This window comes from Vibrio sp. VP6, assembly GCF_028823755.1.
Taxonomy (GTDB): domain Bacteria; phylum Pseudomonadota; class Gammaproteobacteria; order Enterobacterales; family Vibrionaceae; genus Vibrio; species Vibrio parahaemolyticus.
In genome coordinates this window covers 69,590-83,046 of sequence record NZ_JAPEID010000013.1, presented here as the reverse complement: position 1 = coordinate 83,046, position 13,457 = coordinate 69,590, and the positions used below count along the sequence as shown (strand labels likewise).

Genomic DNA, 13,457 nt, shown 5'->3' with positions numbered 1-13,457 from the left:
AGTGCCGTGCTAAACCCTGACACTCTAGAGTATTGATGTGTGGTATACAAAACTTATTATTAATTATCGAAATATAAATAAGGACTTCAACATGTTGAGATTTATACAACGTCGCCGCATTAAGAAAGTGATTAAGTTTATGAGTACCAGATTGATGGTGGGATACGGCAGTCGTGAGTACTTTTCCGTCGGTCAGGTAAAGACGAGCAACAGCGAGTTAAGCGCGTGCCAACAAAAAATTGCGTTGGCGTTGTATGCGAATCCGCAAGATCTTGATTTGGAAAATCAACCAGAGTTGCAAGCCATCCGCTCTGATGTGGCGCATGACTTCTTCGCTGGTGTCGATTATACCGCTCAAGATGTGCTTCATTTATTCGGTGCTGGTGGCTGGAAAGGTGGTCGAATGGAAGATGGAATGTCTCATCATTTTGGTATGCACAGTCGTTATTAAAAACACGCGTTAATTTTATAAATTCGATAAATATTTTTGCTGTTAAAGATTAATTAAATTTTCTTTCAATTGGGTAACAATTACCTAATTATGCACCCGAATCCCAGCGCGTCGCTGGACTGGTTGGATCGCATACCATGAAATTAATCATCAAAGGATTGGGGCTGAGTGCTCTTGTGCTCAGCATGTTTGCTCATGCAGATAGCAAAACGTTGAACGTTTATGCATGGGGTGGCTATTTGCCGGAAGCATCGTTAAAAGCGTTTGAAAAGCAAGAAGGCGTTACGATTAATTATTCGACCTTTGAGAATAATGAATCAATGTACACCAAGCTAAAATTGCTAAAAGGCTCTGGTTACGATGTGGTTTTTGCTTCTGCGTACTTCATTGAAAAAATGGGTCGAGAAGGACTGCTTTCGAAAATAGATCACGCTCAAGTGCCAAACATGCAAGACACAATGGACGGCTTACTTGGCCAAGCGCACGATCCGAAAAATGATTACTCATTGCCTTATATTTGGGGCATTACCGGGATCAGCTACAATGAATCCATGGTTGAGCAACCAGTGACAAAATGGGCTGACTTATGGGAGTCACAATACGAACAACAAGTCATGCTGATTGATGACGTTCGCGATGTGTTCGGTATGGCGCTGAAGAAAAATGGCCATAGTGTGAACACCAAAGACGAAGCAGAAATCAAACAGGCTTTCGATTCTTTAGTGGCACTGAAAAATAACGTATTGCTGTACAACTCAGATGCACCTCAAGTCCCTTACGTGTCCGGTGAAACATCGGTCGGCATGCAATGGAACGGCAACGCATTCCAAGGGCAGGTTGAAATGCCTGAGCTGAAGTTCGTGATGCCGGAAGAGGGCGCGGTATTGTGGATGGACAACTTCACTATTCCGTCTGGCAGTAAAAACAAAGCATTGGCGCATAAATTTATTAACTTTATGTACCAGTCAGAGAACCAAGCGGAAATCGTGACCAGTTTGGGTTATGCGTCGGCAACGAACGCTGGGCGTGACAAATTGCCAGAAGAGTTGAAAAACAACCGTACTATTTTCCCTTCATCAGAAGACATGAAAAAAGGCGAGTTTATTAATGATGTTGGCGCAGAAACGTTAGCGATTTACGAAAAGTACTGGCAACGTTTAAGAACGCAATAAGCGACGTCTTTGCCTATTGTTAGGCTTAAAATCGTTCAAGTTTGGATTCCCCTCATCACGAAAGTGGTGAGGGGAATTTTTATAGGCTTTGTACTGCGAGTGTTGCTACGCGGCACGCTTTACGAGGCAGAAGTGCTTTTTACCGCGTTGCAGTAACCAGTATTGATCGAACAGTGGGAAGCTCAAACTCGGGTTATCAGCCGACATTTTTTCTCCGTTTACACTGATGGCGTTGTTGCTGATGTGTTCGCGTGCAATACGCTTTGAGCTTGCTAAGCCCGACTCAATCAACAGCTCAACCAAATCTTGTTGTGCGCTCTCAATGCTTGGTAAACCATCCAACTCCAATTGTTTTAATTCACCCAAACTCAGTTGTTGCACATTACCGCTGAATAAAGCTTGAGTGATGCGTTCGGCGCTAGCTAGGCCTTCTTCGCCATGAACAAACCGCGTCATTTCCTCAGCGAGAATACGTTGTGCTTGTGGCTTACCTTGGCTTGCTTGGTCTTGCGCTTCAATGCTGGCAATTTCTTCGCAGCTCAAGAATGTGTAGTAACGCAAGAAGTGGTAAACGTCGGCGTCTTCTGCGCCAAGCCAGAACTGGTAGAACGCGTAAGGAGAGGTCTTGCTAGGATCTAGCCATATTGCACCACCTTCAGTTTTGCCAAATTTGGTGCCATCGGATTTGGTGATCAGCGGCAGAGTTAAGCCAAATACTTGCTCACCATTTTGACGACGAGTTAAATCGATCCCGCTAACGATGTTCCCCCATTGGTCATTGCCACCGATTTGCAAACGGCAACCATATTGACGGTTTAGCTCGGCAAAATCGTACGATTGCAGCAGAGCGTAGCTAAATTCGGTGAAGGAGATACCTTGGTCAGGGCGTTGCAGGCGTTGTTTTACCGATTCTCGGTTGATCATAGTATTAATCGAGAAGTGCTTACCCACATCGCGGAAGAAGTCGATCACATTGATTGCTTTCATCCAGTCAGCGTTGTTCACCATGATCATTGGCTTGCTCAGTTGGTGATTCATCAACTGTTGAATTTGGTTTGAGAGATCGTTAACCCAGCCTGAGACGATTTCCGCTGAGTTCAGACTGCGCTCAGTCGCTTTAAAGCTTGGGTCGCCAATCATGCCCGTTGCACCACCGATCAGGGCAACGGCTTGGTGTCCGGCATCTTGAAAGCGCTTAAGCATAATCAAAGGCACGAGGTGGCCGATGTGCAAGCTGCCTGCAGTAGGATCGAAGCCGCAGTAAACGGTTTGATGTTGTGAGAGAAGTGTCTGAATTTCTTCCAAATCGCTGGCTTGTGCAATCAAACCACGATCTTGTAAATCTTGCAGTAATGGTGTCGTCATTCTTTTTGTCTGTTTTAGTGGTTGTTGTATTCAGACTAAAACGCGACACCTTTTGTCGATATATCCCTAAAGGGATGGTTTTCTATTTTGAGTGCATGATCAGGTGGTTGAGGAACAATTGAAACAGCTCACTCAACGATGAAACATTAAGCTGAGAATAGATGCGCTTTCGATGGTTTTTTACTGTGCCTTGAACAAGATGAAGATGCGCAGAAATTTCTTTAGTATCAAATCCTTGAGCAAGAAGGGAGGCGACTTCCTGCTCCCGTCGAGTCAGTGACTCTATGCCAAATGAGCTTAACGCCTGCTCAATGGCAACCTTCATATTGCCTGTGTAGGCGTCTGGGCGAACTACGGGCTCTGATAAGTTAAACTCGGCTTGTTTCCAATGCTGTTGGCACAGCGATTGAAGAACAGAAAAATGCGAGCGCAAGCTGTTGATTTGCGCGGCAGAGAAGCGTTTACCTTCACGCAAGCAGCCAAAATAGAGAATTACCCAACGACCGGATTCGATTTCTACCAGCATGCTGAGTTCATCTTTCCAACCTGTTTGATCGTAAAACTGTTTTCGATACGTTTGATATTCGATGCCTTTTTTCGCCACATCTTTTAGGGTGAAGATGCCTTGTTGCTTGTTCTGGTTGAGGTTTTGGAAAAACGGATCGTTTTGAAATGAGTTGGTCAGGTAACGTTGAAATAGCAACTCACGTTCATTTTCAATCGAGTCATATAGATAGATCGGGTGTTTGCCTTCTCGGTAACCAAGAATGATCGCGCAATCAAAATCGAAAATTGAGTGAATCACGCTCATCAATTTTGGGGTGAAGTTAGGCGTGTTTAAAGCAGAAATTGCTTCTGCGAGTTGCGCGTTAAAGTTTTGGTTAGGCATGCGATCATCGAGTTGACATGATTTAATTTTGCGCAAGCATAACCAAAAGCAATCCAACGAGAAAGGGAAGTCACCATCTTCTCGTGACTTCCCCCTAAAAAGTTGCTCAGGTACTCAGTTTTGCGTTCTCGATTGTTAATTCTATGATTTTTAATGCTCAGATTTTTATCAATTCCTGTGAAACCATTCGTTGTTGTGAAGTGTTTTCAATCAGAGCAGGTAAATTACTGGGCGTTGGTGAGCTCTTCATTTACCCAGTATTTTGAACCAGATACGTTTGCATCGATAAGTAAGCCTTTTGAGTTGAGCTGATAAACGGCAACGCCGCTGTTGAACTGTGCAGAGAACTCTTCGGCATCTTCGCCTGCAACTGCTGAAGCTTCGCTGGTTGCTTCCCAGCCTTCGTTGACGAACGTATCGAAGTCCTGCTTGCTTTCAAACAAAACCACTTGCTGATAAAACTTGCCGCCGAGGCCGAGCGCAACCCCCATACCAAACATGTTCATGTATGTGCGTTTTTCGGTGGTCTTATCTACTGCCACACCAGAGCCTGAATTAGTGTGGAAAAGCAAAGAGAGTTTACGAGAATCAAAAACGGCGTAGCCGTAAGCTTTATCGTAAATCGCTTTCGCTTCTGGTTTTTCATTAAAGAGTTTGAGTAAGGTGCTATCGGCCATCAAATCAATCGCTTGACGCGCTTCTTCTGGCGTGTCGCCTTCCATCAACTCATCAATTTTTTTGTCTGCGGCATCTATCCATTCTTTGCTTTTTTCGATACTGGCATCTGTCCACTCGCCAGCCGTATTGATTGCTTCTTCGGACCAATTCGTGAAATCTTGCCACGCTTGTTTTGAAAAGGCTTTAGTGTCGTCCCAAACATCTTGAGCGGTATCCGAAACCGCTTCGCCTAGCTCAGACATTTTGTTGGATATCTCGTCCCAATCTGCATGAGCAGGAGAGGTGAGTAACATAAGTGTGGTTAAGATAACGATCGGCTTTTTCATTAGAGCTCGTCCTAAACGTGGTCGGTTTTATTTCATTTTAGGTGAAATTTGGGATAGGGAAAATTGACGATGATTCTAGGTTGGGATTGACGTCACGAACTCACGTACCCTTGACAAGGGCGTGATAGAAGCCCAACAAAAAAGCCCTCAAACCGCAGCTTGAGGGCTTTGTCTCATTGGTTTAGGAGCGCTTGTGTTAAGTGGCTTCCTTTCGGCAAATTACTTGCTAACTTTACCTAGCTGTAACCAAGTGTCGATAACGGTGTCTGGGTTGAGTGAAACAGAGCTAATGCCTTGCTCCATCAACCATTCCGCCAAATCTTCATGATCTGATGGGCCTTGACCACAAATACCTACGTACTTGCCTGCTTTGGTTGCGGCATCAATTGCCATTTTCAGCATGATTTTCACCGCTGCGTTACGCTCATCAAATAGGTGAGCCACATCGCCAGAGTCACGGTCTAGACCAAGCGTCAGCTGAGTCATGTCGTTTGAACCGATAGAGAAGCCGTCGAAGTACTTCAAGAACTCATCGGCCAGCACTGCGTTTGATGGCAGTTCACACATCATGATGACTTTCAGACCTTGGTCACCACGGCGCAGATCAAACTTCGCTAGCAAATCGATAACCGATGCGGCTTCACTTGGCGTACGCACAAATGGGATCATGATTTCAACGTTCTTCAGACCCATTTCGTTACGAACGCGTTTGATGGCTTGCGTTTCTAGTTCGAAACAGTCTTCAAACACTGGAGAAATGTAACGAGACGCGCCACGGAAGCCTAGCATTGGGTTTTCTTCGTGCGGTTCGTACGCTTTACCACCAACCAAGTTGCTGTATTCGTTCGACTTAAAGTCAGACATACGAACAATGACGCGTTTTGGCCAGAAAGCAGAAGCGATGGTCGCAATGCCTTCCGTCAGTTTACTTACGTAGAAATCGATAGGATCTTTGTAACCACGAATGCGCTGTTTGATTTCCGCTTTCAGCTCATCGCTTTGAGCGTCAAAGTTCAACAGTGCTTTCGGGTGAATGCCGATCATCTTGTTGATGATGAATTCAAGACGAGCAAGACCAACGCCTTCGTTTGGAATTTGTGCAAAATCGAACGCGCGATCAGGGTTACCCACGTTCATCATCACTTTTGTTGGCAACAGTGGCAGTTCATCAACAGAAGAGCGTTTTACTTCAAAATCCAAGTCGCCTTGGTAAACGTAACCTGTTTCACCTTCTGAACAAGAGACGGTTACGGTTGCGCCATCGGTCAGTTTGCTCGTCGCGTCGCCACAACCAACGATAGCAGGAATACCCAGTTCACGAGCGATGATTGCTGCGTGACACGTACGTCCACCACGGTTAGTTACGATCGCCGATGCTTTCTTCATCACTGGTTCCCAGTCTGGGTCAGTCATGTCTGTGACAAGCACATCGCCTTCTTGAACCAGTGACATTTGGTCTAGAGAATCAACCAAACGTACTGGGCCTTTACCGATGCGTTGACCGATAGCACGGCCTTCGACAAGCACATCGGCTTTGTTGTTCAGTTCGTAACGTTCAATCACGTTTTGTTCTGTTTGAGAACATACGGTTTCTGGACGTGCTTGAACGATGTACAACTTGCCGTCGATACCATCTTTTGCCCACTCAATGTCCATTGGACGTTGGTAATGCTTCTCGATGATCATCGCTTGTTTAGCCAGCTCTTTGATCTCTTCTTCGTTTAGAGAGAAGGTGTTGCGCTCTTCTTCTGACGTATCGATGATATCAACTTGCTTGCCGATCTCTTGGTTGTTTGAGTAGATCATTTTGATCAACTTTGAACCAAAGGTTTTCTTAACGATCGGGTGCTCACCCGCTTCAAGCATTGGCTTGTGAACGTAGAACTCGTCTGGGTTTACCGCGCCTTGAACGACCATTTCACCTAGGCCCCAAGACGATGTAATGAACACGACTTGGTCAAAGCCAGATTCAGTGTCTAGCGTAAACATAACACCAGAAGAGGCTTTGTCTGAACGAACCATGCGTTGGATACCCGCAGATAGCGAGATACCACGGTGGTCGAAACCTTGGTGTACACGGTAAGAGATCGCACGGTCGTTAAATAGAGAAGCGTAAACGTGCTTTGTGGCTTCTAGTACTGCGTCGATGCCTTTCACGTTCAAGAACGTTTCTTGCTGACCAGCAAAAGAGGCGTCTGGTAGGTCTTCCGCTGTTGCAGAAGAGCGAACCGCTACCGAAAGCTCAGTGTTGCCTTCGATAAGTTCTTCATAATTATTGCGAATTTCCTGTTCAAGATCCGCAGGGAAAGGGGCTTGTAATACCCATTGACGGATGGTAGCGCCTGTCTTACGCAGAGCTTCAACATCGTCAACGTCCAGTTCATCAAGTAATTGGTGAATACGCTCATCCAAACCTTCGTGGTCAAGGAATTGGTTAAACGCGTATGAGGTTGTCGCAAAGCCATTTGGTACTGATACGCCAACATTAGCAAGGTTAGAAACCATTTCGCCAAGTGAAGCATTTTTACCGCCGACTTTGTCGACATCATCCATGGATAGGCCATTGAACCAGAGGGTGTTCTTTTGCATGTCTTTCTCCAGAAACATTGCAGCTTAGTAGGGGGACTTAAATCAATCCAAACAAAGTATTTGTCTCAATTGATGTCAAAGGCAAACGATTACGTTCTGGCTCAAAAAAATTCTGACGAATTTTAAAAGCTGTGGGGAACCTAACTGAAAGCCAAACTGGTTTATTAATATTATGTTTACCATCCTACTCAAAAGATTTTGAAAAATTAAACAGAAATGCAAATAAATAACCAAAGTCGTGATGTGTTCTATGTTTCTGACGGTACGGCGATAACATGTGAGACATTAGGCCATGTTGTTCTTGGTCAATTTCCTTTCATTCCTAATGAAAAAACCTTTCCTTTTGTAGAAAGCCAAGACAAAGTTGCGGATGTTGTTAAAGAAATTGAAACATCCTACCAACGCAACGGCGTTAAACCGTTGGTGTTTTTCTCGATTGTGGTGCCTGGTGTACGCGAAATGCTGCTAGAAGCTCCGGCATACAGCTACGATGTGCTTGAAAGCATTGTACAAAAGGTGCAAGACGACATTCAGATGGCACCCGCCCCGAAGTTGCAGCGCTCTCGCAGTGTAGGGAAAGATTCCGATACCTATTTTGACCGTATTGCGGCGATCGAATACACCTTGGCTCACGACGATGGCATTACACTGAAAGGCTTGGAACAGGCGGACATCATTCTGCTTGGTGTATCGCGCAGCGGCAAAACACCAACCAGTTTGTACATGGCGATGCAGTTTGGCTTGCGCGTGGTGAACTACCCGTTTATTGCCGAAGACGTCAAGATGATGCGTTTGTTGCCAGAGTTCGAGGTACATCGCCACAAACTGTTTGGCTTAACCATCACACCTGAACGTTTGAATGAGATTCGTGAGAATCGTCTGTCGGGCAGCGACTATGCCAGTGAAGAGCAATGTAAGTTGGAGTTGGACACGGTTGAAGCTTTATTCAGAAGAGAAGCGATTCCTTACATCAATACGTCGTCATTGTCGGTAGAAGAAATTTCAACGCGCATTCTTGAGAGAGCCGGGATGAAGCGTCGTTTGTTCGGCTAGTCACTTGGAGGAGAGGAGGTTGCGATCAACCTCCTCTTTACGTATTACTGGTTATCAATTATCAACTTATATAGTTGTTCCTTAGTAGTACTGGAACATCTTCTGAACGTCTTGATAGTTCTTCGTTTGGGTGAGTGACAACATCAGCAAAATACGTGCTTTTTGTGGGTTTAGCGTGCCTGATGCAACAAAGCCGTATTTATCATCATCAATTTCCGCGTCCAAAGTCGTTGAGCCAGTTGGCGTGCGAGAGCTTCTGACGACAACAATGCCATCTTTGCTCGCTTTTTCTAGCTCATTAAAGACCGTGTGGTACAAGTTACCATTACCCACACCAGCACTCACAATACCGTCAAACTTGGCATCAACCAAGGCTTTGACTGGCAAGCTCGACGCATTCGCATAATTATAAACAATGCCTACTTTAGGTAGTGTGTTGAGTTTTGATACGTCGAATGGGGTTTCTGTGGTGTGTTTACGTTCAGGGCTTCTTTGGTACTTTGCATCGCTGTTGTGAATGTAGCCAAGAGGGCCAAAATTTGGAGATTGGAACGTACTTACCGAGGTGGTGTTGGTCTTCGTTACATCTCGCGCATCGAAAATGGTGTCATTCATTGCCACTAGTACGCCGCGGCCTTTTGAGTCCTCATCGGTTGCAGTAACAACAGCATTGTATAAATTGACCGGGCCATCGGCACTCATGGCGGTGGATGGTCGCATCGCGCCCACGATCACAACGGGCTTGTCGCTCTTCACCGTTAAATCAAGGAAGTATGCGGTTTCTTCCAATGTATCCGTACCGTGGGTGATGACGATACCGTCAACATCATCTTGAGCGAGCAGCTCGTTAACCCTTTTCGCTAACTTCAGCCATACCTCATCGTTCATGTCTTGAGAGCCGATGCTGACGACTTGCTCACCAGAAATATCCGCAATGTTGGTCATGCTCGGCACAGCAGAAATTAATGATTCGACGCCAACTTTACCTGCGGTGTAGTTCGACTCAGTGGCAGATTGACCTGCGCCAGCGATGGTGCCGCCAGTCGCGAGGATTTTGATATTAGGAAGATCGGACTGGGCGAACGACAAAGAACTGAGGCACAAACCAAGGGTAATCGTACTGAGGCGGAAAAGATTTTTTGTCATGGGAATCACCTGCTTTTAGGTTAGATGTTGGTTGGGGAACAACCTCTATCCTAAAAACAGAACGGGAGAATTTTTGAGCACAAGCTCAACAAATTGCAGATGAAAATCGTGATCAACTAATCACTTAAAGAATATCAAATCAACCAGTTAACCTAATTAACGTGCTTCTTTAACAAGTGAGATGTACCGGCAACCTGTTCAACATTGAACGAAATACCAGTGATGGATCTGTAAGTAAGAAGTGAGGGCGTGTTTTGCTAAGAGATGTAAAGGGAAGGAGGATAGGAGTTAAGCTTTTAGAAGATTAAATGGCCTGCAAACATAGCGCAAAAAAAAAGCGGCTTTACCCCGGAACAGATAAGCCGCTTGCCAATGATGTGCGATACCAGTCAGAGTTGGTATCGTTTCACATCTTATCGCATAATCATTTGTTCACGACCTGGACCAACAGAGACCATTTTTACTGGTACGCCCATCAGTTCTTCAATGCGTAGAACGTATTTCTGTGCTGCTACTGGTAGCTCTTCAAACTTACGACAACCTGTGATGTCTTCGCTCCAGCTCTCCATTTTCTCGTAGATTGGTGCTAGTGCTGCAGTTTGAGGCCAGATTGGGTTTTCGCTGTGGTCGCCTTCGTAGCCAACACAGATTTTTAGATCGTTAAGGCCTGTCAAACAGTCTACTTTCGTTAGCGCAATTTCAGTTGCTGCTTGCAGTTCAACACCGTTCTTCGTAGCGACTGCGTCGAAGTAACCCATATCGCGTGGACGACCCGTAGTTGCACCGAACTCGCCTGCAAGTTCGCGGAAAGCATCTTGCTCTTCCATTGCAGTGATCAACGTACCAGTACCTACTGATGAGCTGAATGCTTTTGCAACCGCAATAACGCGTTCAGGACGAAGTGCCGGAAGGCCACTACCGATACCCGCGTACATTGATACAACGTTAGAAGATGTTGTCCAAGGGTACTCACCGTAAACAAGGTCACGACCCGCGCCAAGCTGTGCTTCGAACAATAGTGTTTTGTCTTTTGCTTGTAGCTCTTTTAGAGGAAGCGTTACGTTGCAAATTGAATCGCGCCAAGGTGCAGACACTTCTAGCAACCAGTTCGCCATTTCTTCAGCGGTTTGTTCGAACTCGAACGTCGGGTAAAGCGCACGCAGTTGCGGCAGTTTCCAATCCATCATGAATTGAAGGCGTTCAACCAATACTTCTGGTTGCTTCAACCAACCAACTAGGATGCCTTTCTTCATTACGCGGTCACCGTACGCAGGTGCAATACCTTGACGAGTTGAGCCGTATGCTTTGTCGCCTAAACGCTGTTCTTCTAGCGTATCTTCTAGTGCGTGTAGAGGTAGACACAGTGTTGCGCGATCAGAGATGCACATATTCACTTTTACGCCCGCTTTTTCAACTTCCGCAATCTCCTGAGACAGCAACGCAGGGCTGATAACCATACCCGGACCTAACACTGCCAAACAGTCAGGGTTGAATACGCCACTTGGTAGCTGGTGCAGCTTGAACGTACCTAGGTCGTTAACCACGGTGTGACCCGCGTTGTTACCACCTTGGAAACGAATGCTCGCAGAAGCTTGCTCTGCCAAAAAGTCAACGATGCGGCCTTTGCCTTCATCACCCCAGTTTGCACCCACAACAACGATAGACGACATAATTTAATCTCCAAAAACAGATGCAAAAATCTTAAGGTGTTCGCCATAATAAGAGAAATTAATTATACTCATTAACTTGATAAGAATCTCATATCGGAATTGGCAATGTTAGATTTGAACTGGCTGCGAACCTTCGTAACTCTTGCAGAGGTAAAACATTTCGGCAAAACAGCGACGGAACTGCACATGACGCAACCGAACGTAAGTTTGCATATCAAGCAGTTGGAGCAGGCTACGCGCACGAAACTGATTGAGCGAAATCCTGTGCAGTTGACGCAAGCGGGGAAGCGTTTGTTAGCTACGGCGCAGCGGATGCTTAATGAGCTGCAAATTTGTCAGTCGGATCTCAATGCCATCAACGATCTTACGCAGGGGACGCTTTCTATTGCGGCGAGCGATATCGTTTCACGTTTACTGCTTATCAAACCATTTCAGCAATTCAAAAGTGAATACCCGGGTATCGATTTGGCATTGTTCAATACCACGTCTTCTCAAGCGGTGGATTTGGTGAAAAGTGCGCGTGCCGATATCGGCTTTGTTATCGCACAAAAAGAGAGTCAACCGCTGCATTTTACGCCTCTCACGCAGATTCACTGGTGTGCGTTTGGCGATAACATTTTTGAGTGGCAGGACAATCGAAAAGAGAGCCAAACGCTGATTCTGCTAGGGCACGATACTCGAACCCGAGAGCTGATTGATGCGTCTTTACCTGAGTTAAATCTGCCTAAGCATCGCGTGATGGAAGTGGGCAGTGTGGAAGCTCAAATTGACTGGGCTGAAGCGGGGTTTGGGACTGCTATTGTGCCGGATTTCTCGCTCGATCCGAGATTAAAGCTTTCCCGAGAAGTTACGCCTTTGCCAAGTTTTCCAAACACTGATTTCGGCTACATCGTGCGTCAAAATCAAGTGTTATCCAAAGCGGCAAAACAATTGTTGGCTTGGGTTGGCGAGAATGTGTCGGTGGTTGAGGGCTAAGACGATGAAAGAGACGAAGATTACGATTTCGCTCCCATCCTTGATTCACCGTATTGGTGGCGACCATGCTAAGCGAGCGAAAACACTCGCAGCAGAAAAACAGTGCGATCTTAAGCGAATTAGGCGATCTCGTAACTGGCAGATCTCAGGCGAGGCTTTGGATGTAAAAGCGTTTTTAGATCATCTTAAAAGCGAAGAGGCTGAGTCGATGCGCTTTGCGATCAACAAGATCGAGCAATCTCTACTCGCTCACCAAGACAAGTTGGAACCTTTGGACGTGAAGTTGATACGTTTGGTGAGACAAAACCCAAACATCACCTTAGCTGAGTTGATGGCAGAAACGAACTGCACGTTAGTTCAAGCTCGCACGGCACGATTTGACGCCGAGTTGCTTTAAGATTGGTTTGTGGTTTACTCACTTTAATGGCAGATGTTAGGGTACTAACCAAAATAACTCACTAAGACCATTTTATTATGGATATTTGGAAGCTTCTCCTTTTTATTCCTGCTTGCTTCGCTCTCAATATGGCTCCAGGCCCAAACAATTTATTGGCAATGAACAACGCCCGCTGCTACGGATTTAGGGCCGCATTTGTAGCCAGTTTAGGCAGAATTGCCGCTTTTTCAGCAATGATTGCGTTGTCGGCATCTGGCTTGGCCGTGATTTTGTATACGTCAGAAATGTTATTTTTGGCAATAAAGCTGGTAGGGGCGCTGTATCTACTTTGGATTGCATTTAACCTTTGGCGTTCAGAGTCTAGCCCGATCTCTGATTTGGACAACTCGCGCAACTACGCAGGACTTGCGAAACAAGAATTTACGCTTGCTGCTGGCAACCCGAAAGCGATTCTTATCTTTACTGCTTTCTTACCGCAATTTGTTGATGCTAATGCCAACGTTCAAGAGCAGTTCTTTGCACTTGGCTCAACGTTTTTGATTTTAGAAATGGTCGCCATTTCAATCTATGCCATCTTTGGTTTGTACTTAAGACACTGGTTTTCAAACCCGAAAATGGCGAAACGTTTCAATCGCGGGTGTTCACTCTTTTTGACTGTCTCTGGCGTGAACTTGCTGATAAGTAAGCAATAACGACGTACATTGTTCTGTCACTCATTCTATAAAAAAGAGCCGCTTGATGTTAAA

12 protein-coding genes are annotated in these 13,457 nt (G+C 45.6%); 6 read left to right on the top strand and 6 right to left on the bottom strand.

The features are described from left to right. The first annotated feature begins 91 nt into the window (after nt 1-91). Both OU793_RS10755 and OU793_RS10750 read left to right on the top strand, forming a co-directional pair. Nucleotides 92-451 carry a DUF6559 family protein gene (locus OU793_RS10755; protein ID WP_180793859.1) on the top strand — a complete coding sequence of 120 codons (360 nt, stop codon included), beginning with the start codon at nt 92-94 and terminating at the stop codon, nt 449-451. A gap of 137 nt (nt 452-588) precedes the next feature. Continuing rightward, nucleotides 589-1,623, top strand: coding sequence for a PotD/PotF family extracellular solute-binding protein (locus tag OU793_RS10750; protein WP_005373831.1), 1,035 nt, complete (start codon nt 589-591; stop codon nt 1,621-1,623). 105 nt (nt 1,624-1,728) lie between these two features. On the opposite strand, the gene tyrS is transcribed toward OU793_RS10750, so the two are convergent. The 4 genes from tyrS to ppsA form a co-directional block, all read right to left on the bottom strand. Next, complete coding sequence (gene tyrS, locus OU793_RS10745; protein WP_159404293.1) at nt 1,729-2,988, bottom strand: tyrosine--tRNA ligase; 1,260 nt, start codon at nt 2,986-2,988, stop codon at nt 1,729-1,731. 82 nt (nt 2,989-3,070) lie between these two features. Further along, nucleotides 3,071-3,877 carry a helix-turn-helix transcriptional regulator gene (locus OU793_RS10740; protein WP_015312930.1) on the bottom strand — a complete coding sequence of 269 codons (807 nt, stop codon included), beginning with the start codon at nt 3,875-3,877 and terminating at the stop codon, nt 3,071-3,073. 224 nt (nt 3,878-4,101) lie between these two features. Further along, nucleotides 4,102-4,881, bottom strand: coding sequence for a hypothetical protein (locus tag OU793_RS10735; RefSeq protein ID WP_005464130.1), 780 nt, complete (start codon nt 4,879-4,881; stop codon nt 4,102-4,104). A 219-nt stretch (nt 4,882-5,100) separates the two neighbouring features. Next, nucleotides 5,101-7,470 (bottom strand): phosphoenolpyruvate synthase, encoded by a 2,370-nt coding sequence (gene ppsA, locus OU793_RS10730; protein WP_005479906.1) that lies wholly within the window; start codon nt 7,468-7,470, stop codon nt 5,101-5,103. A gap of 216 nt (nt 7,471-7,686) precedes the next feature. Between ppsA and OU793_RS10725 the strand changes: the two genes are divergently transcribed. Further along, the gene (locus OU793_RS10725; RefSeq protein WP_005464081.1) at nt 7,687-8,523 is read left to right on the top strand and encodes a pyruvate, water dikinase regulatory protein; all 837 of its coding nucleotides are present in this window, start codon (nt 7,687-7,689) and stop codon (nt 8,521-8,523) included. Between the two features lie 81 nt (nt 8,524-8,604). Here the strand turns inward: OU793_RS10725 and ansB are convergent, their stop codons facing one another. Beyond that, the gene (ansB, locus tag OU793_RS10720) at nt 8,605-9,669 is read right to left on the bottom strand and encodes an L-asparaginase 2 (protein WP_005483970.1); all 1,065 of its coding nucleotides are present in this window, start codon (nt 9,667-9,669) and stop codon (nt 8,605-8,607) included. A 413-nt stretch (nt 9,670-10,082) separates the two neighbouring features. Beyond that, complete coding sequence (locus OU793_RS10715) at nt 10,083-11,339, bottom strand: adenylosuccinate synthase (RefSeq protein ID WP_140103199.1); 1,257 nt, start codon at nt 11,337-11,339, stop codon at nt 10,083-10,085. Between the two features lie 105 nt (nt 11,340-11,444). Here OU793_RS10715 and OU793_RS10710 point away from each other — a divergent pair, with 105 nt between their 5' ends. The 3 genes from OU793_RS10710 (at nt 11,445) to OU793_RS10700 (ending at nt 13,403) form a co-directional block, all read left to right on the top strand. After that, on the top strand, nt 11,445-12,314 hold the full coding sequence (locus OU793_RS10710) for a LysR family transcriptional regulator (protein WP_005373812.1): 870 nt from the start codon (nt 11,445-11,447) through the stop codon (nt 12,312-12,314). A 4-nt stretch (nt 12,315-12,318) separates the two neighbouring features. Then, nucleotides 12,319-12,711, top strand: a complete 393-nt coding sequence (locus OU793_RS10705; protein WP_025508641.1) for a ribosome recycling factor family protein — start codon at nt 12,319-12,321, stop codon at nt 12,709-12,711. Between the two features lie 77 nt (nt 12,712-12,788). Beyond that, nucleotides 12,789-13,403: a LysE family translocator gene (locus OU793_RS10700; protein WP_005464091.1), complete on the top strand. Its 615-nt coding sequence runs from the start codon at nt 12,789-12,791 to the stop codon at nt 13,401-13,403. The last annotated feature ends 54 nt before the right edge of the window (nt 13,404-13,457 follow it).